Raw genomic sequence first — 19,208 nt, 5'->3', positions numbered from 1 at the left:
GGCGTCCCCTGGGGCTGCCGTCAGGGTGCGGGCCGGCATCAGCCCGGTTGGGGTCCAACCCCCCACCTCGCGCAGTCGCTCGACTACGGGAGGGGGTGGGCGGGAATCTCTGCCCGCAGACTCCGATGCTCTTCAGTCGGGTCACCGGACGTCGTACCGAGCGTGTCGGATCGAGGACGGAGAATCCCGACCGGCACCGACCCGAAGAACCGACCGGACGCGCCCCAAAGGGGCGCGGGGAACTGCGCACCCCACCGAGCGACGGCACAGGGACAACCGCGCCCAGCCGGACAGACCTGGAAAGCGCAAGCGAAGGCGACCCGCGGTTCACACCGTGCGGCGGGTCACGAACTCCGCCAGCGCCAGCAGCTCCCCCGCAGCCGCGGGCTCCCCCACCGCCCGCGCAAGACACTGCACCGCCCGCGACATCCGGTCCCCGGCCTGGAGCTGCGCCCAGTCCCGTCCCCCCGCCGCCTCCACCACCCGCACCGTCCGCGCGAGCGCCGCCGCGTCGGAGGGATCGGCGGGCACCCCGTACAGCAGCGCCAGCTCAGCCCCCGCCGCCGTCCCGGAACCCAGCGCCGCCACCACCGGCAGGGACTTCTTGCGGGCGAGGAGATCGGCCCCGGCCGGCTTCCCGGTACGCCGGGGATCACCCCAGATCCCGATCACGTCGTCGATCAGCTGGAACGCCAGCCCGGCCTCCCGGCCGAACGCGTCCAGCGCCGCGACCTCCTCCTCCCCCGCCCCCGCGTACACCGCGCCGATCGCACAGGCGCAGCCGAGCAGCGCCCCGGTCTTGGCCTCGGCCATGGCGAGGCAGCCGTCAAGGGTGACCTCGCCCGGCGCCTGCCGTTCCATCGCCGTGTCGGACTGCTGTCCCGCGCACAGCTCCACCACACAGGTGGCGAGGCGGGCCGCCGCCCGGGCCGCCCCGGGATGCGGATCACCGGCGAGCATGACGTACCCGAGGGCCTGGAGCGCGTCCCCCGCGAGGATCGCGTCCGCGTCGCCGAACACGCTCCACGCGGTGGGCCGGTGGCGGCGGGTGGCGTCACGGTCCATCACATCGTCGTGCAGCAGCGTGAAGTTGTGGATCACCTCCACCGCCGCCGCGGCCCGTACCGCGTCCTTGGGCCGCCCGCCGAGGGCCCGTACCGCGGCCAGCACGAGCGCGGGCCGGATGGCCTTGCCCGCGTTGCCCGCGGCCGGGGTGCCGTCCGCGCGCTCCCAGCCGAAGTGGTAGCGGGCGATCCGGCGCAGTTGCCCCGGCAGGGTGTCGACGGCACGGCGCAGCTCGGGATCGACGTCGGACCGCGCCGCTTCGAGCAGCGCCATGGCCTCCGTGTCACCCCCGTCGTCCGGCCCGGCCGGGGCCGGGACCGGCCCGGACCCCGGTCGTCCCTCGCGCGACGACGTCACGGTGCCGACGGATTCCCGCCCTCCGGCGAGGGACTGGCCGGGGAGCGCGGACAGGGTGTCCGCGCCGACCCCGGGTTCCGGACCGGTGGACGTCACTGCCAGCGGCCGATCTCGACGTTCTCCAGGATGCCGAGGGCGTCCGGGACGAGCACCGCGGCCGAGTAGTACGTCGTCACCAGGTACGAGATGATCGCCTGCTCGCTGATGCCCATGAACCGCACCGACAGGCTGGGCTCGATCTCGTCCGGGATGCCCGCCTGGTGGAGCCCGACGACGCCCTGCTCGGTCTCGCCCGTACGCATGCAGATGATGGATGTCGTCCGGGCGTCGCTGACCGGGATCTTGTTGCACGGGAAGATCGGCACCCCGCGCCAGGTCGGGATGCGGTTGCCCGCGACCTCGACGGACTCGGGGACCAGCCCGCGCCGGTTGCACTCCCGCCCGAACGCGGCGATCGCCCGCGGATGGGCCAGGAACAGCTTCGACCCGCGCCTGCGGCTCAGCAGTTCGTCCAGGTCGTCGGGGCCGGGCGCCCCGTCGTGCGGCTGGATGCGCTGCTCGTACTCGCAGTTGTTGAGGAGACCGAACTCCTTGTTGTTGATCATCTCGTGCTCCTGGCGCTCCTTCAGCGCCTCCACGGTGAGCCGGAGCTGGTGCTCGGTCTGGTTCATGGGCTGGTTGTAGAGATCGGCCACCCGGGAGTGGATACGCAGCACGGTCTGCGCCACGCTCAGCTCGTACTCCCGTGGGGACGCCTCGTAGTCGACGAACGTGCCGGGCAGGGCCGCCTCCCCGACATGCCCCGCCGAGAGGTCGATCGCACGTTCGCCGTACTTGTTGGCGCGCTGCTCGGGGATCGCGCGCAGCCCTTCGAGATGCGCCCGCAGCGACTCGCTCCGCTCACCGGTCTGCTCGACCGCCGCCCGGGGCAGCACCAGGACCGTGGTCGCGGTCGCCGCGCGGGCCGTGTACTCCCAGATCGCGTCCGGATCGGTCAGCGACTCGTCCCCGAAGTGGGAACCGTCCGCCAGGACCTCCAGGACCGCGTCGTCCCCGTACGGACCGGTGCCGATCTTCTCGACCCGGCCGTGGGCGAGCAGGAACACCTCACCGGACGGGTTGCCGAACGACGTCAGCACCTCCCCCGCCGCGTACTCCCGCTGCTCGCAGCGTCCGGCCAGTTCCCCCAGGACCTCCAGATCCTCGTAGTCCCGCAGGACCGGCAGTTCCCTCAGCTCGGCGGGGATGACGCGGACGTCGTCCCCGGTCTTGACGAACGTCACGCGCCCGTCCCCGACGGAATAGGTCAGCCTCCGGTTCACCCGGTACGTACCGCCCTGCACATTCACCCACGGCAGCATCCGCAGCAGCCAGCGCGAGCTGATCTCCTGCATCTGCGGTGCCGACTTGGTGGTGGTGGCCAGATTCCGCGCCGCCGCTGTGCCGAGACTCTGCTGCGGCTGCGCCTGCTCTGCGCGGACCTCTTCGCCTACCGACATGGATTTGCCCTCCCGATACCTGCACTGACCTGCGGTGAAGAGCCTTGCAGTACGGGCCGTCGGGGTGCCATCACACAAACGAGCGGGAATGAACGCCGCCGTTCGGGTGAGCAGCGAATTGTGACGAACCGTTTCTACACGGGTGCGCTCCGACGGTTTACGGGGACGCCGGTCCTGGAACATCCGAGTTCGGAGGGATATGTCCCTACGTCCGCCGCACGGGTGACAGGGAGCTGTCCCGTGTGACGGAACGGAAGGGGCCGGGAACTCCAAGATCCCCCCGCACGTTCATCGAACGCGCGCACCAAAGAGCACGCCGCCGGTCCAGGCGGCACCTGACGAACGGAAGTGGTTCACGATGGCGGGTTTCCTCGATCGGGCCAAGGAGCAGGTCCAGCAGGGGCTCAACCAGGGCAAGCAGAAGCTTGACGAGGTCCAGGCCCAGCGCGCGGGGGCCGACCTCCTGAAGAAGATCGGCGCGGCGTACTACGCGGAGCGCCGGGGCAGCGGTACGCCCGAGGCCACCCAGCGGGCCGTCCAGGAGCTGGAGAGCCACATCGCGGTCCACGGGGACGGCGTCCTGCGCCAGCACTGAGCCCCGTGCGGGGAGCCCCGAGGTTTTCCTGTGCTGGGCGCACTTGTTCCCGCACAGGTTGTCCGGGGGTGCGCAGTTCCCCGCGGGTCGCCTTCGCTCGCGCTTCTGGGGTTCCACACCTGGACGTACCTGTTCCTGTGCGGGTACTCCGTGGGTGCGCAGTTCCCCGCGGGTCGCCTTCGCTCGCGCTTCTGAGGTTCCACACCTGGACGTACCTGTTCGCGTGCCGGTTCCCCGTGGGTGCGCAGTTCCCCGCGCCCCTGGATGCTGCCTCCTTACGGTCGCTCTTCGGGTGCGGGTCGCCCTCACTTTCGCGCAGTTCCCCGCGCCCCTGAGGTCGCGCCTCTTGCGGTTCCCGTTCGAGTGCGGGTGGTCCGTGGTTGCTCGCGCAGTTCCCCGCGCCCCTGGATGCTGCCTCCTTCGGGTTGTTCTTCGGGTGCGGGTCCGCCCTCGTCTTTTGCGCAGTTCCCCGCGCCCCTTTGGGGGCGCCCAACTGAGGCTGCCGTCAGCCTGCGGGCTGCATCAACCGGGTTCGGGGTTCAAACCACCCTCCTCGCGGACTCGCCCGGCTACGGGAGGGGCTGGGCGGGAATCTCTGCTCGCAGACTCCGATGCTCTTCAGTCGAGTCACGGAACGACTTACCGAGCGTGTCGGATCGAGGACGGAGAATCCCGACCGGCACCGACCCGAAGAACAAGCAGATGGCGCCCCAAAGGGGCGCGGGGAACTGCGCACCCCACCGAGCGACGGCACAGGAACGAAGTGCGCCCAGCCGGACAGACCTCGGAAGCGCAAGCGAAGGCGACCCGCGGGGAACTGCGCGAAACCACCGAACGACGGCACAGGAACAAGTACGCCCACCCGAGGTGACCCGGGCGGGGACCCGGACCGGGGTCAGGGCGGGCGGGGATCACAATGGGTGGGTGCACCACTTGCCGCCGCCCCAGGTACCCACCCCGCTGGAACCCGTCGAAGACCCCCGTTTCGACGCCCGGGGAATCACCCTCTCCCTGAAGCGGGACGACCTGATCCACCCCCACCTCGTGGGCAACAAATGGCGCAAGCTCGCCCCGAACCTCACAGCCGCCGCAGGCCACCCCCTCGTGACCTTCGGCGGCGCGTACTCGAACCACCTCAGGGCCACCGCCGCGGCCGGCCGACTCCTCGGCGTCGCCACGACCGGCGTCGTCCGGGGCGACGAGCTCGCCGACCGCCCCCGCAACCCCTCCCTCGCCCGCTGCGAAGCGGACGGCATGCGGCTGCACTTCGTCGACAGATCGACGTACCGCCGCAAGGACGAGCCGGAGATACGCGCGGCGCTGCTGCGGGATCTCGGCGAGGAGGACGCGTACCTCGTCCCGGAGGGCGGGAGCAACGCGCTCGCCGTACAGGGCTGCGCCGCGCTGGGGACGGAGCTGCGCGGCCACGCGGACGTGGTCGCCGTGGCGTGCGGCACGGGCGGGACGCTCGCGGGACTCGCCGCCGGGCTGGGGCCCGATCAGCGGGCGCTCGGGGTGTCCGTGCTGAAGGGCGGCTTCCTCACCGGGGAGACGGCCCGGCTCCAGGACACGGCCTTCGGCGGACCCCGGGGCCGCTGGTCGGTGACCGACCGCTTCCACTGCGGCGGCTATGCCCGCGTACCCGCCGCGCTGGAAGCGTTCGCGGCGGACTTCGAGCAGCGGCACGGACTCGCGGTGGAACGTCTCTATGTCGCCAAGACACTGTGGGCGCTGACGGTGCTCGCCGAGGAGGGCGCGTTCCCCGCCGGGACACGGCTGACCGCAGTCGTCACGGGCGCCCCCGAGCCGTACTGACCGCACCCGGAGGGCCGGACCCGACCGCGCCGGGAGGGGAACCGCGCGGTCGCCGGGAACCGCGCGGCCCGCGGGGAACCGGCCGACCGGCGGGGGACCGACCGGGCCGGGGAGGTCAGTCCGCCTCCTCGCGGTAGGCCGCGGCCTCCTCCAGGTCGAGCCTGCGCAGCAGCGTCCGCATCAGCTCGTCGTCGATGACCCGCGCGTCCCGCAGCCGCACGAAGACGTCCCGCTCGGCGCCGATCATCTCGCGGGTGAGCCGGCGATAGGTGTCGTCGACGGATTCGCCGGTTTCCGGGTTGGGTTGCCCCAGCCGTTCCCAGACCGCGTTGCGCCGTCGCTCCAGGGTGAGCCGCAGACGGTCCACAAGGGGGCCGGGAAGGTCGTTGCGCCGGTCCTGGAGGAGTTCGTCGAGGCGTTCGTCGGCGGCGCGGGAGGCGGCGTTCTGGGCCTGCGCCTCCGCGAGGGTCCGCGACCGCGCGTCCCGGCCCGGCAGCTTCAGCAGCCGGATGAGCCCGGGGAGGGTGAGGCCCTGCACCACGAGGGTGCCGATCACGGTGGTGAAGGTCAGGAACAGGACGAGGTTGCGGGCGGTGAACGCGTCCCCGTCGTGCGTGGTCAGCGGGATGGAGAAGGCGATGGCCAGCGACACCACGCCCCGCATCCCCGCCCAGCTCACCACCAGGGGCCGCCGCCAGTCCGTGTCCGCCTCGCGGGCCTTGATCCGGGGCGAGAGCCAGATCGGCAGATAGGTGGCCGGGTAGGACCAGACGAACCGCACCGCCACCACGACCACGAACAACGCGAAGGCGTACCAGAGCGCCTGGGCGTAGCCGACCGGCCCGAGTCCTTCGAGGACGAGCGGCAGTTGCAGTCCGATCAGCGCGAAGACGGTGGACTCCAGGATGAACGAGACCATGCGCCACACGGCGGCCTCCTGGAGCCGGGTCTCGAAGTCGACCTGCCAGGCCCGGTGCCCGAGGTAGAGGGCGACGACGACCACGGCGAGCACCCCGGAGGCGCCGACCTGTTCGGCGGCGGCGTAGGCGACGAAGGGGATGAGCAGCGAGAGGGTGTTCTGGAGCATCGCCTCCTTGAGGTGGAGGCGCAGCCAGTGCAGCGGGACCATCAGGATCAGCCCGACGGCCACTCCCCCGACCGACGCGACAAGGAACTCCTGGATGCCGCCGGCCCAGCTCATGCCCTCGCCGACGGCGGCGGCGAGGGCGACCTTGAAGGCGGTGATGGCGGTGGCGTCGTTCACGAGGGATTCGCCCTGGAGGATCGTGGTGATCCGGGAGGGCAGTCCCACCTTGCGGGCGATCGCCGTGGCGGCCACCGCGTCGGGCGGCGCGATCACCGCGCCGAGCACCAGCGCGGCCGTCAGCGGCAGATGAGGGATCAGCAGATACGCCAGCCAGCCCACGGCGACGGTCGCGAAGAGCACATAGCCGACGGACAGCAGTGCGACGGGGCGGATGTTGGCCCGCAGGTCCAGGTACGAGCTCTCCAGGGCCGCGTTGTGGAGCAGCGGTGGCAGCAGCAGGGGCAGCACGATGTGCGGGTCGAGGGCGAACTCGGGGACCCCGGGGATGTACGCGGCGATCAGCCCGGCGGTGACCAGCAGCAGCGGCGCGGGTACGGGGGTGCGCCGGGCGAGCCCGGCCACGGCCGCGCTCGCCGCGATCAGTCCGATCACCGACAACGCGTCCATCGCGGTATCCCTTCCCGGCGCTGCGGATCGCCGGGCCCTGCCGGGTCCCGCGCACGCACGTAACCTGGCAATCATGAAGCAGTGCACGCATATCTCGGCGCTTCCCGACCCCGCGCCGGAGCCGTTGAGCGAGACGTGCCCCGGTTGCCTGGCCGCGGGGACCAATCCGGTGCAGCTGCGGATGTGTCTGTCGTGCGGGCACGTGGGCTGCTGCGACTCGTCGCCGCTGCGACACGCCACGGGCCATCACGAGGAGACGGGGCATCCGGTCATGCGCACGCATGAACCCGGTGAGGACTGGCGATGGTGCTTTGTCGACTGCGTGATCGTGTGACGGGCGCGGCCGGCGTCCGCGGCTGAGCGGAGCCCGTGCCGCTCAAGTGCGGAAACGATCCGCCGGTGGCTGACCTCGGGGTCCGCCGGGGCGCCGCGCGAGCGTGCGGCGGTGACGGGGACGGTTCGGGTGCCGGGACGCTGGGTACGTCACAGCGGCGCGCGGAGGGATCGGCGGGGGGCAGGATGGTGTTCCCATCGGTACCCGCAGACCCCTAGCCACTGTGCGTACCCATGTGCTTACGATGAGTGACAGCAAGGGACGGGGTCCCTGGGACACTCACGCCGTCAGCGCGATAGCGTCACCGCTGAAACATCTAGCGCGTTGTCCGGGGGGACGATCCCCCGGAGCCCCGAAGAGCTTGTACCACCTTGGAGGTGAGGGTGTCCCAGATCGCAGGAGAGCCCGGGACCCAGGACTTCGTGGAAGTCCGGTTGCCGGCTGCGGGTGCCTACCTGTCGGTGCTGCGGACGGCGACGGCCGGTCTCGCGGCGCGTTTGGACTTCACCCTCGACGAGATCGAGGACCTCCGTATCGCCGTCGACGAGGCGTGCGCGATCCTGCTCCAGCAGGCCGTGCCCGGTTCGGTGCTGAGCTGTGTGTTCCGGCTCGTGGACGACTCCCTGGAAGTGACGGTCTCGGCCCCGACGACGGACGGTCGCGCTCCCGAGCGCGACACCTTCGCCTGGACCGTGCTGTCGGCTCTCGCGGGGAAGGTGGACTCGTCCGTCGCGGACGACAAAACCGTGTCGATCAGCCTCTACAAACAGCGCGGCGCGGGACCCGGGCCGGCGTGAGGGACGGGGACGGGCCGGTGCGGGACGAGGGAAGCGGCACACCAGGTCTCCCCGCCGGTGATCCGGGCGGCCCAAGCGGCCGTCCGGCGCCGGGCGGTATCCCCGAGCAGCAGGCCAGGTCGCACCCGGAGGACACCCTCCGGGAAGCGGCCGACCCGACGGGGCCGGCGAGGTCGCCGGACACGACCGACGTGTTGGAGCAGGCACATCCGGACGGCCCCGGGGACACGGACGGGCGCGCGTCGCGGTCCGGCCGGGGCGGCGGACCGGGGGCACCTCCCAGCGGGAGCTGGGGGAGGGCGGGAAGAATGAGCGAGCACGAACGGGCCGCCGAGCGGGAAGCGGGCGCACCGGGTGCCCGGGAAGTGCAGCGCTCCCGGCACGAGCAGGACCGGAGCGCGGCACGGGCGATGTTCGTCACGCTGCGCACCCTGCCCGACGGCAGCCCGGAGTACGCGGAGCTGCGCAACAAGCTCGTACGGCTGCATCTCCCGCTCGTGGAGCACCTTGCACGGCGCTTCCGCAACCGGGGGGAGCCGCTGGACGATCTGACGCAGGTCGCCACGATCGGGCTGATCAAGTCCGTGGACCGGTTCGACCCGGAGCGGGGGGTGGAGTTCTCCACCTACGCCACGCCGACGGTCGTCGGGGAGATCAAGCGTCACTTCCGCGACAAGGGCTGGGCGGTCCGCGTTCCGCGGCGGCTCCAGGAGCTGCGGCTCTCGCTGACCACGGCGACGGCCGAGCTGTCCCAGCAGCACGGCCGCTCCCCCACGGTGCACGAGCTCGCCGAGAAGCTGGCGATCTCCGAGGAGGAGGTCCTGGAGGGGCTGGAGTCGGCGAACGCCTACTCCACGCTGTCCCTGGACGTGCCGGACACGGACGACGAGTCACCGGCCGTGGCCGACACCCTCGGCTCGGAGGACGAGGCGCTGGAGGGCGTCGAGTACCGCGAGTCCCTCAAGCCGCTGCTGGAGGATCTGCCGCCGCGCGAGAAGCGCATCCTGCTGCTGCGGTTCTTCGGCAACATGACCCAGTCGCAGATCGCGCAGGAGGTCGGCATCTCCCAGATGCATGTCTCCCGGCTGCTGGCCAGGACCCTGGCGCAGCTGCGCGAGAAGCTGCTGGTCGAGGAGTAGCCGTACCGGCCGGTGGTGACCGGCCGTGACGGACGGGAGACGCCCGGGACCCTCGGGTCCCGGGCGTCGGTCGTGCGTGTGTGCGTCCGCTGCCGTCGCTACTGGTCGGCGCGGCCGGGGCCGCGGATGTCCAGGGCCACGGTCGTGGCGGGGTTGACCAGCAGGACCAGGGTGGTGACGGCGGCGACCCCGAGGGCGATCCCGCCGGGGATGAGCATGCTGTCGGCCTGGAGCAGGGTCCACGCCACGGGCAGCGAGATGATCTGGGTCATGATCGCGGGGCCCCGGCTCCAGCCGCGCCGCGCCAGCAGGCCCTTCGCGGCGACGAGCGGCAGCACGGCGAGCGCGACGAGCGTCACTCCCGCGGTGAGCGCCTGTCCGGCGCTGCCGTCCCCGGTCAGCCCGCGCACGCTCACGTACAGGCCGCCGGCGACGAGCGCGGCACCCTCCAATCCGGTCAGGGCCGCGGCCGCGGTCAGCCGTCCCGGGCGGGGTCCTTCGGGGGTCCCGCCGGGGTCCGTGCCCCGCGGGGACTTCGCTTCAGCACTCACCCCAGCAGGGTAGCCCGCGCGGCGCGAAGGCCGGGCCGGCGGGCCGTCCGGCGCGCGGCGGAGGGTCCGGCGGCGGGCCCGAGGTGGGGTCCGGTGCCGCGCGCTGGGTACCCTGCATGGCATGCGCGCACTCCTCGTAGTCAACCCGGCGGCCACGACCACCAGTGCGCGTACGCGTGATGTGCTGATCCACGCCCTGGCGAGCGAGATGAAGCTCGAAGCGGTCACCACCGAGTACCGCGGGCACGCCCGGGACCTCGCCCGGCAGGCCGCCGAGGGCGACGAGATCGACCTGGTGGTGGCGCTGGGCGGCGACGGCACGGTCAACGAGGTCGTCAACGGTCTGATGGACCACGGGCCGGACCCGGAGCGCGGTCCCCGGCTCGCGGTGGTCCCCGGCGGTTCCACGAATGTGTTCGCCCGCGCGCTGGGCCTGCCGAACGACGCCGTGGAGGCGACGGGCGCCCTGCTGGACGCGATCGAACGGGGCTCCGAGCGAACCGTCGGGCTCGGGATGGCGAAGGGCACGCCCGGGACGGCCGACGAGGCGATTCCCGGCCGCTGGTTCACCTTCTGCGCGGGCCTCGGATTCGATGCCGGGGTGGTCGGACGGGTCGAACAGCAGCGCGAGTCGGGAAAGCGGTCGACCCACGCGCTTTACGTGCGGCAGGTGGTCCGGCAATTTCTGGGTGAACAGCGCCGGCACGGTTCGATCACCCTGGAACAGCCGGGCCGGGAACCGATCGAGGATCTTCTGCTGTCCATAGTCTGCAATACGGCCCCGTGGAGCTATCTGGGCAATCGCCCGCTCTACGCGGCACCCCGCGCGTCGTTCGACACGGGACTGGATGTGCTCGGGCTCACCCGGCTCACCACCCCCGCGGTGACCCGGTATGCCACACAATTGCTCACTTCGTCCCCCGAACGGGGACCCCAGGGCAAGCACGCGGTGTCACTGCACGACCTGAACGAGTTCACCTTGCATTCGAAGGTCCCACTGCCCTTGCAGATGGACGGAGACCACCTCGGACTGCGAACGAGCGTGACGTTCCTAGGCGTAGGCCGTGCACTGCGTGTGATTGTGTGAGTGGAAGGGGCAAAAGTCCTTGCACTCGAACGTTTAGGCAAGGGTCCACCCCATGGAAGTACGGCTGTGACCTAGTCGACACCGAGGAATCAAAAAAAACTTTCCAGAAGGGGTTGTATCCGCAGCCCAGGTTTGCGAGTCTCTATGTGGCGCTCGGGACGGGCCGCACCACCGCCCCCCACAGAGAGCCCGAACCCCTCCTCAAAACAATGGACCGCCCCCGGCTTCCGGGTGTAGGCCCTTCACTTGTTGGGGGATTCGTGAAAGCGTTCACATTCACAAGCAATCCGAAGTATCACCAAGAGAGGTAGCAGCCATGGACTGGCGTCACAACGCCGTTTGCCGCGAGGAAGACCCCGAGCTGTTCTTCCCCATCGGCAACACCGGTCCCGCGCTGCTGCAGATCGAGGAAGCCAAGGCCGTCTGCCGTCGCTGCCCCGTAGTGGAGCAGTGCCTGCAGTGGGCGCTCGAGTCCGGTCAGGACTCGGGTGTCTGGGGTGGCCTCAGCGAGGACGAGCGCCGCGCAATGAAGCGTCGGGCCGCTCGCAATCGGGCGCGGCAGGCCAGCGCCTGACGCTCAGCCACTTATCCAGCCTCAGCAAGGCGGCGCGTGCAGCGTGTACGCATCTCCCGTCTCCCGAGCCGCAGCGCGTAGAACCCCGCAGTGCTCAAGCTGAAGTCGCGCGAAGAGCCCCGGACCTCCCGGTCCGGGGCTCATTGCGTTTTCCCCGTGCCCCTGGGTGCAGCCCCCTTGCGGTCGCTCTTCGGGTGCGGGTCGCCCTCGTTTCGCGCGGTTCCCCGCGCCCCTGGATGCTGCCCCATTGCGGTCGCTTCTCGGGTGCGGGCCGTCCTCGCGCAGTTCCCCGCGCCCCTGGGGTTCCACTTCTGGGCGTACTTGTTCCCGTTCGGGTACCGACGTGGGTGCGCAGTTCCCCGCGCCCCTTTGGGGCGGCTGGCCGACCCATGTACCGGACCGGACTAGGGGCTGAGGGGGGTGGGGGTGGCGTCCAGGGGGATGTCCAGGAGTACCCGGGTGCCTCGGGTGGGGGCCGGCTGCATGTCGAACGTGCCGCCCAACTCCCCCTCGACCAGGGTGCGGACGATCTGGAGCCCGAGGTTTCCGGACCGGTGGGGGTCGAACCCCTCAGGCAGACCGACGCCGTCGTCCTGCACCGTGACGAGCAGCCGTGCCTGCTTGACCGTCCCGCCCCGTACCGCCGACACCTCGACGCTCCCGCTGTCGAGCGGCCCGAACCCGTGCTCCAGCGCGTTCTGCAAGACCTCCGTGAGCACCATGGACAGCGGGGTCGCGACCTCCGCGTCGAGGATGCCGAACCGCCCCGTCCGCCGCCCCGCGACCTTGCCCGGCGACAGCTCCGAGACCATCGCGAGGACCCGGTCCGCGATCTCGTCGAACTCCACCCGCTCGTCCAGATTCTGGGACAGCGTCTCATGGACGATCGCGATGGACCCGACCCGGCGGACCGCCTCCTCCAGCGCGGCCCGTCCCCGCTCGGACTCGATCCGGCGGGCCTGGAGCCGCAGCAGCGCGGCGACCGTCTGGAGGTTGTTCTTCACCCGGTGGTGGATCTCCCGGATGGTCGCGTCCTTGGTGATCAGCTCACGTTCGCGGCGGCGCAGTTCCGTGACGTCCCGCAGCAGCACCAGCGAACCGATCCGGGGTCCCTTGGGCTTCAGGGGGATCGCCCGGAGCTGGATCACCCCGCCGTTGCCCTCGATCTCGAACTCCCGGGGTGCCCAGCCGCTCGCCATCGTGGGCAGCGCCTCGTCCACGGGCCCCCGGGAGGGCGCGAGTTCGGCCGTGGTGCGGCCCAGATGGAGGCCGACGAGGTCGGTGGCGAGACCGAGGCGGTGGTACGCGGAGAGGGCGTTCGGGGACGCGTACTGGACGACGCCGTCCGCGTCGAGGCGGATCAGTCCGTCGCCGACCCGGGGCGAGGCGTCCATGTCGACCTGCTGGCCGAGGAAGGGGAACGAACCGGCGGCGATCATCTGTGCGAGGTCCGACGCGCTCTGGAGATACGTGAGTTCGAGCCGGGACGGCGTACGGACGGTGAGCAAATTGGTGTTGCGGGCGATGACCCCGAGGACCCGGCCCTCCCGGCGGACCGGGATGGACTCGACCCGTACGGGGACCTCCTCGCGCCACTCCGGGTCACCCTCGCGCACGATCCGACCCTCGTCCAGGGCGGCGTCCAGCAGGGGCCGTCGGCCGCGCGGGACGAGATGGCCGACCATGTCGTCCTGGTACGAGGTGGGGCCCGTGTTGGGCCGCATCTGGGCCACGGAGACATAGCGGGTGCCGTCGTGGGTGGGCACCCACAGGACGAGGTCCGCGAAGGAGAGGTCGGAGAGCAGCTGCCACTCCGAGACCAGCAGATGCAGCCACTCCAGGTCCGTGGCGGACAGGGCGGTGTGCTGGCGGACGAGATCGTTCATGGAGGGCACGTCTGCGAGCGTACCTGGCGTGATCGCAACGTTCTCGGGCGGCGGGCGCGGTACGGGGCCGGCCCCGGAAACACCCGCGGGCCACGGTGCCTGGGAGGGACCCTCAACCCTCCCGGCACCGCAGCCCGGAGCAATCCCGGCCGGCGGGTGTGCGGTCCCGGTCGGCCGTTGACGAGGATCCGGTGCAGTCAGGGCAGAGAGCGCCGGTTCCCCTGACCGTCCTCCTGTGCGGGGAGAACGGAGCGGAGGCCCCGGAGGAGAGACCCCCGGGAGTTCCATGTCTGTCATTGTGGACTAGACCATTCGCGTCTGTCCATGCGTTGACCCATGTTTGTCGTCCGGGCGCTCCCGGTGGCGGAAAACGCTCGGTGCGGCGGGCCCGTGTCCCGTCAGCGGAGCAGCAGTTGGACGAAGGCGAACGTCCCGACGGTCACGATCACGCCGCGGAGCACGACCGGGCTGAAGCGCCGGCCGAGGGCCGCGCCCGCCTGGGCGCCGATCGTGGAACCGATGGCGATGAGCAGGACCGCGGTCCAGTCGAAGTCGGCGACGAAGAGGAAGAACAGCGCGGCGACACCGTTCACGATCGCGGCGAGCACGTTCTTGACCGCGTTGAGGCGCTGGAGGGTGTCGTCGATCAGGGTGCCCATCAGGGAGAGGTAGATGATCCCCTGGGCGGCGGCGAAGTAGCCGCCGTAGACACTGGCGAGGCCCATCCCGGCCAGCAGCGGCAGACCGCCGTCGGGCCGGGGGGAGACGTCCGTCCGCTCGCGGCGGCGCTTGACGGCGCGGGTGATCCACGGCTGGAGCACCACGAGTACCAGGGCCAGTCCGACGAGGACGGGCACGATCGTCTCGAAGGCGGACTCGGGCAGGGTCAGCAGCAGCGCCGCCCCGGTGACGGCCCCGACCGCGGCGACGGCCCCGAGCCGCAGTATCCGGCGGCGCTGTCCGACCAGCTCACGGCGGTAGCCGATGGCTCCGCTGATCGCCCCGGGGACCAGGCCGAGCGCGTTGGAGACCGTCGCGGTGACCGGCGAGAGGCCCACGGCGAGCAGCACCGGGAAGGTGATGAGGGTGCCGGAGCCGACGACGGCGTTGATGGCCCCGGCGCCCGCGCCGGCCGCGAGGACGGCGGCCATCTCCCAGAGCGTCATCGTCCTGCCTCCCGCGGGGCGGCGGCCGGACGGCGGGCCGGGGCGGGCGGGTGCGGGGGCCGGGGCGGCCTGGGCTGGAGGATCATGGGCTGACGCTATCCGGGTGACGCGCGGACGCCGCCCGGGATGTCCGCCCCGGCGCTGTGATCTGCGTCCCGGCCCGGTGCGGCGCCTCCCGGCCCGGTTGCGTGCGCCGCGTCCGGTTCGGTGGGATGCGCCGCGTCCCGGTGCGGTGCGCCGCGTCCCGTTCGGTGGGGTCCCGGCCCGTTTCGGTGGGCTCCGCCCGGTTCAGTGGGTCTCGGTGACCTTGGCGAGGGCGCGGGGGGCGTCGGGGTCCTGGCCGCGGGCGATGGTGATCTCGTAGGCCAGCAGCTGGAGGGGGATGATCTCCAGTACGGGCTGGAGTTCCTCGGGGACGTCGTCGGTGGGCAGGACGAACCCCGCGGACGCCTGGTCGACCTGGGCGCGGGGGCCGACGACGACGAGGTCGGCGCCCCGGCCGCGCAGCCGGTCCAGTACGGGTTGCAGGGCCTCGCCGCCCCTGCCCGCGGTGACGACGGCGATCACCGGGGAGATGTTGTCGACCATCGCGAGGGGTCCGTGCAGCAGATCGGCGCCGGAGTAGGACAGCGCGGGGATGTAGCTGGTCTCCATCAGCTTGAGCGCGGCTTCCTTGGCGGTCGGGTAGCCGTAGCCGCGTGAGGTGATCACCATGCGTTCGGCGAAGCGGTAGCGGGCGGCCAGGGCCCGGATCTCCGACTGGCGGGCCAGCAGGTCGGCGGCCAGCTCCGGCAGCGGCAGCGCGGCGCCGCCGTCCCCGCCCGCGAGGCCCTCCACGAAGAGGTACAGGGCGAGCAGGGACGCGGTGTACGTCTTGGTGGCGGGCAGCGCCTTCTCCGGCCCGGCCATGATGTCGATATGGAACTCGGAGACCGCGGCGAGCGCCGAGTCGGGGTTGTTGGTGACCGCGAGGGTGACGGCGCCGGCCTCCCGGGCGGCCCGGGTGGACGCCACCAGGTCGGGTGAGCCGCCGGACTGGCTGACGGTGACGACGAGGACGTCCCGCAGATCGGGGCGGGCACCGTACGCGGTGGTGGTGGACATGGAGGTGAGTCCGCAGGGCAGGCCCCGGCGGATCTCCAGCAGGTACTTGGCGTACAGCGCGGCGTTGTCGGAGGTGCCGCGCGCGGTGAGCAGGACGAATCGGGGCGCGCGGGCCGCGACCTGTTCGGCGACCTCCCGGATACGGGGCCCGCCGGTGTCCAGGAGGCGGCGCAGCACCGCGGGCTGCTCCGCCATCTCGTGGGACATGATCCGTCCCGGCCGCTCGCGCTGGGGGTCGGGGGTGGTCCTGGCGGTCATGCGGGCCTCCTCGGGCGGGGTTCCGGCGGGGTCTCCCCTTCCATTCCACTCCCCCGGCGCGGGTCCCGCCGCCCGGAGCGGGGCGGCGGGCGATGTCACCGGCGGCCGTGGGCCGTTGTACGCGGCGCCGTCGGCCGCCCGTTCCCTGATAGCACATCACCGGCCCACTCGCACGGCGGGGGGATTCTGCTAGATTGGTCTATACCACATGTCGTTGTCCCAGCCCGTGCACGTTCTCCAGATCGGCAGGCCCAGCGTGGAAGTTGTGATCGTCCCGGACGCCGAAGCAGGCGGCGAGCTCATCGCCGAGGCCATGGCCGCACTGCTGCGGCGCAAGCCCGGCGCGGTGCTCGGCGTGGCCACCGGTTCCACCCCGCTGCCGGTGTACCGGGCCCTGGAGGCCAAGGTGCGGGCCGGCGAGGCCGGGGTGACGCGGGCACGGATAGCCCAGCTCGACGAGTACGTGGGGCTGCCCGCGGAGCATCCCGAGTCGTACCGCTCGGTGCTGCGCCGGGAGGTGCTGGAGCCGCTGGGGATCAGCGCCGACGCGTTCCTGGGGCCCGACGGGACCACGACGGACGTACCGGCCGCCTGCGCCGCGTACGAGGCGGCGCTGACCGCCGCCGGGGGTGTGGACCTCCAGCTGCTGGGGATCGGCACGGACGGGCACATCGGGTTCAACGAGCCCTGCTCGTCGCTGGCCTCGCGGACGCGGATCAAGACGCTCACGGAGCAGACCCGGGTGGACAACGCCCGCTTCTTCGACGACATCTCGCAGGTGCCGCACCATGTGATCACCCAGGGGATCGGGACGATCCTGGAGGCGCGTCATCTGGTGCTGCTCGCCACGGGCGAGGGCAAGGCGGACGCCGTCGCGGCGACCGTGGAGGGGCCGGTGGCGGCGGTGTGTCCGGCGTCGGCGTTGCAGTTGCACGCGCATGCCACGGTGGTGGTGGACGAGGCCGCGGCTTCCAAGCTGAAGCTCGCGGAGTACTTCCGGCACACGTTCGCCGCCAAGCCGTCCTGGCAGGGCATCTGACCGTCCCCGCCCCCGAGGCGCCGGCGCCCCCACGGGCCCGGCGCCTTCCGCTTGCGCGCGCCCGAGGTCTCCCCGGCTCAGCGCACTTGTTCCCGTGCCGTCGCTCGTGGGGTGCGCAGTTCCCCGCAGGTCGCCTTCGCTTGCGCTCCCGAGGTCTCCCCAGCTGAGCGCACTTGTCCCCGCACAGGTCGCTCGGTGGGTGCGCAGTTCCCCGCGCCCCTGGGGTTCCCCACCTGGACGTACCTGTTCCCGTTCGGGTCGGACGGGGGTGCGCAGTTCCTCGCGCCCCTTCGGTCGCGCCTCTTGCGGTTCCCGTTCGGGTGCGGGTGGTCCTTGGTTGCTCGCGCAGTTCCCCGCGCCCCTTTGGGGGCGTCCGGCTGGGGCTGTCGTCCGGGTGCGGGCTGTCAGCGACCGGGGTCGGGGTTCAAAGCACCCTCCTCGTGCAGTCGCATGGCTACGGGAGGGGGTGGGCGGGAATCTCTGCTCGCAGACTCCGATGCTCTTCAGTCGGCCAAGGTCACGTCGTACCGAGCGTGTCGGATCGAGGACGGAGAATCCCGACCGGCACCGACCCGAAGAACAAACAGAACGCGCCCCAAAGGGGCGCGGGGAACTGCGCGAAACCACCGAACGACGGCACAGGGAACAAGTACGCCCAGCACAAGAAACCCACGGCCCCCAGGAAAACGGACAGACCCCCGTACCGAGCCCCAACTCGGTACGGGGGTCTGGCTCTGTGGGCTCAGTGGGTGGAGGTAAGAGCCTCCACCGCGGCAGCCCCGCACACCCGTGCGGCGCCATTCGTGGCGACATACAGCGCCCCGACCGCGTCGGCCCGCGGCACACCCATCTCCACGACAACCGTGTCGGGCCGGGCCGCGACGATCAGATCGAGCGCCGCCCGCATCCACCCGTGCCGGTGGACGTCCCGGACGACCGCGACGATCCGCCGGTCCCCGGCGGCCGCGAGCGCGTCCGCACCCGCGGACTCACCCGTGAAGTCCCCGGTGACCGTACCGGGCAGCACCTTGCGGAGCTCCGCGGCGACGCCCCAGGGCGTCTCGTCCCCGACGGCGATGTTGGCGACCGGCGGGAAGGAGGCCACGAACGGCGCCCCCGTGACGGGCCCGGAGTACGCGGCCCCGCGCGTCACCCGCAGCGCGCGCCGCGCGGCGACGAGCCCGACGTCGCTCGGCACGCCCGGGCCGGTGTCGGCGGTCCGCGTCCAGGCGGCCAGCGCCCGTACCCGGGCAGCCGCGTCGGCGAGCCGCTCCTCGGCGAGGTCGCCGGTGCGTACCGCGGAGACGAGCGCGTCCCGCAGCCGCAGCACGGTGTCCTCGTCGGCGAGCCCGCCACCGACACAGATCGCGTCGGCGCCCGCGGCGATGGCGAGCACGCTGCCGCGCTCGATGCCGTACGTGCCGGAGATGGCCTCCATCTCCATGCCGTCGGTGACGATCAGTCCGTCGTAGCCGAGTTCCTCACGCAGCAGGCCCGTCAGGATGCGGCGGGACAGCGTCGCGGGGAGGTCGGCGTCGAGCGCCGGGACCAGGATGTGGGCGCTCATCACGGCCTTGGTGCCGGCGGCGATGGCGGCCCGGAAGGGGTCCAGGTCCCGGACGTCCAGGGTCGCGAGGTCCACGTCGATGCGCGGCAGCGCGTGGTGCGAGTCGACCGCGGTGTCCCCGTGACCGGGGAAGTGCTTGGTGCACGCGGCGACCCCGGCGGCCTGGAGCCCCTCGACGTACGCGGCGGTGTGCCGCGAGACCAGGTCGGTGCCGGACCCGAAGGCCCGTACCCCGATGACCGGGTTGTCGGGGTTGGAGTTGACGTCGGCCGACGGCGCCCAGTTGAGGTTGACCCCGCACTCGGCGAGCCGGCGGCCCAGCTCATGGGCGACCGCGCGGGTCAGCTCGGTGTCGTCGACCGAGCCGAGCGCGAGGTTGCCCGGGAAGGAGGAGCCGTCGACCACTTCGAGGCGGGTGACGTCCCCGCCCTCCTCGTCGATGGCGACCAGGACGTCGTCCCGCTCGGCGCGCAGTTGCGCGGTGAGCGCGGCGAGCTGTCCCGGCGTCTGGATGTTGCGGCCGAACAGGCCGACGGAGGCGAGTCCTTCGCCCAGTCGGCGCAGCAGCCAGTCGGGTGCGCTGGTGCCGGTGAACCCTGGCTGGAGGACGGTCAGTGCGTCCTTGGTGAGGGTGTCGGTGGTGGCGAGCGTGGTCATCTGT

At 71.8% G+C, this 19,208-nt stretch carries 16 protein-coding genes; 8 read left to right on the top strand and 8 right to left on the bottom strand.

Annotated features, from left to right (window positions below):
• Positions 1–327 precede the first annotated feature (327 nt).
• Together AB852_RS07750 and AB852_RS07745 are read right to left on the bottom strand one after the other, a co-directional pair.
• Positions 328–1,476 (bottom strand): family 2 encapsulin nanocompartment cargo protein polyprenyl transferase, encoded by a 1,149-nt coding sequence (locus AB852_RS07750; protein ID WP_425444157.1) that lies wholly within the window; start codon positions 1,474–1,476, stop codon positions 328–330.
• A 38-nt stretch (positions 1,477–1,514) separates the two neighbouring features.
• Positions 1,515–2,921 (bottom strand): family 2B encapsulin nanocompartment shell protein, encoded by a 1,407-nt coding sequence (locus AB852_RS07745; RefSeq protein ID WP_073784824.1) that lies wholly within the window; start codon positions 2,919–2,921, stop codon positions 1,515–1,517.
• Positions 2,922–3,279: 358 nt separating this feature from the next.
• Here AB852_RS07745 and AB852_RS07740 point away from each other — a divergent pair, with 358 nt between their 5' ends.
• Positions 3,280–3,516, top strand: coding sequence for a hypothetical protein (locus AB852_RS07740; RefSeq protein ID WP_073784822.1), 237 nt, complete (start codon positions 3,280–3,282; stop codon positions 3,514–3,516).
• Between the two features lie 924 nt (positions 3,517–4,440).
• Positions 4,441–5,331, top strand: coding sequence for a 1-aminocyclopropane-1-carboxylate deaminase/D-cysteine desulfhydrase (locus AB852_RS07735; protein ID WP_399545870.1), 891 nt, complete (start codon positions 4,441–4,443; stop codon positions 5,329–5,331).
• 115 nt (positions 5,332–5,446) lie between these two features.
• Here the strand turns inward: AB852_RS07735 and AB852_RS07730 are convergent, their stop codons facing one another.
• Positions 5,447–7,045, bottom strand: coding sequence for a Na+/H+ antiporter (locus AB852_RS07730; RefSeq protein WP_073784820.1), 1,599 nt, complete (start codon positions 7,043–7,045; stop codon positions 5,447–5,449).
• Positions 7,046–7,118: 73 nt separating this feature from the next.
• Here AB852_RS07730 and AB852_RS07725 point away from each other — a divergent pair, with 73 nt between their 5' ends.
• The 3 genes from AB852_RS07725 to AB852_RS07715 all read left to right on the top strand — a co-directional run bounded on the left by AB852_RS07725 (position 7,119) and on the right by AB852_RS07715 (position 9,315).
• The gene (locus AB852_RS07725; RefSeq protein WP_073784818.1) at positions 7,119–7,379 is read left to right on the top strand and encodes a UBP-type zinc finger domain-containing protein; all 261 of its coding nucleotides are present in this window, start codon (positions 7,119–7,121) and stop codon (positions 7,377–7,379) included.
• Positions 7,380–7,762: 383 nt separating this feature from the next.
• Entirely contained in the window at positions 7,763–8,176 is a 414-nt protein-coding gene (locus AB852_RS07720; protein ID WP_073784816.1) for an ATP-binding protein, read from the top strand.
• Positions 8,173–9,315 (top strand): RNA polymerase sigma factor SigF, encoded by a 1,143-nt coding sequence (locus tag AB852_RS07715; protein ID WP_073784814.1) that lies wholly within the window; start codon positions 8,173–8,175, stop codon positions 9,313–9,315. The genes AB852_RS07720 and AB852_RS07715 overlap by 4 nt, the downstream gene beginning before the upstream one ends.
• Positions 9,316–9,413: 98 nt before the next feature.
• On the opposite strand, the gene AB852_RS07710 is transcribed toward AB852_RS07715, so the two are convergent.
• A complete protein-coding gene (locus AB852_RS07710; protein ID WP_073784812.1) occupies positions 9,414–9,866 on the bottom strand; it encodes a hypothetical protein in 453 nt (150 codons plus the stop codon).
• Positions 9,867–9,987: 121 nt separating this feature from the next.
• On the opposite strand from AB852_RS07710, the gene AB852_RS07705 reads away from it, so the two are divergent.
• A complete protein-coding gene (locus AB852_RS07705) occupies positions 9,988–10,953 on the top strand; it encodes a diacylglycerol/lipid kinase family protein (RefSeq protein WP_073784810.1) in 966 nt (321 codons plus the stop codon).
• 316 nt (positions 10,954–11,269) lie between these two features.
• On the top strand, positions 11,270–11,527 hold the full coding sequence (locus AB852_RS07700; protein ID WP_040248489.1) for a WhiB family transcriptional regulator: 258 nt from the start codon (positions 11,270–11,272) through the stop codon (positions 11,525–11,527).
• A 404-nt stretch (positions 11,528–11,931) separates the two neighbouring features.
• On the opposite strand, the gene AB852_RS07695 is transcribed toward AB852_RS07700, so the two are convergent.
• The 3 genes from AB852_RS07695 to AB852_RS07685 all read right to left on the bottom strand — a co-directional run bounded on the left by AB852_RS07695 (position 11,932) and on the right by AB852_RS07685 (position 15,941).
• Complete coding sequence (locus AB852_RS07695) at positions 11,932–13,413, bottom strand: sensor histidine kinase (RefSeq protein WP_073784808.1); 1,482 nt, start codon at positions 13,411–13,413, stop codon at positions 11,932–11,934.
• Between the two features lie 398 nt (positions 13,414–13,811).
• Positions 13,812–14,579 (bottom strand): sulfite exporter TauE/SafE family protein, encoded by a 768-nt coding sequence (locus AB852_RS07690; RefSeq protein ID WP_073784806.1) that lies wholly within the window; start codon positions 14,577–14,579, stop codon positions 13,812–13,814.
• Between the two features lie 288 nt (positions 14,580–14,867).
• Positions 14,868–15,941 carry an SIS domain-containing protein gene (locus AB852_RS07685; RefSeq protein ID WP_073784804.1) on the bottom strand — a complete coding sequence of 358 codons (1,074 nt, stop codon included), beginning with the start codon at positions 15,939–15,941 and terminating at the stop codon, positions 14,868–14,870.
• A gap of 256 nt (positions 15,942–16,197) precedes the next feature.
• Here AB852_RS07685 and nagB point away from each other — a divergent pair, with 256 nt between their 5' ends.
• Positions 16,198–16,980 carry a glucosamine-6-phosphate deaminase gene (gene nagB, locus AB852_RS07680; protein ID WP_073785612.1) on the top strand — a complete coding sequence of 261 codons (783 nt, stop codon included), beginning with the start codon at positions 16,198–16,200 and terminating at the stop codon, positions 16,978–16,980.
• Positions 16,981–17,722: 742 nt separating this feature from the next.
• Here the strand turns inward: nagB and AB852_RS07675 are convergent.
• The gene (locus tag AB852_RS07675) at positions 17,723–19,204 is read right to left on the bottom strand and encodes a glycoside hydrolase family 3 protein (protein ID WP_073784802.1); all 1,482 of its coding nucleotides are present in this window, start codon (positions 19,202–19,204) and stop codon (positions 17,723–17,725) included.
• Positions 19,205–19,208: the final 4 nt, after the last annotated feature.

The organism is Streptomyces uncialis, from assembly GCF_001905345.1.
Lineage (GTDB): Bacteria > Actinomycetota > Actinomycetes > Streptomycetales > Streptomycetaceae > Streptomyces > Streptomyces uncialis.
This window is presented reverse-complemented; position numbering and strand designations above follow the sequence as displayed.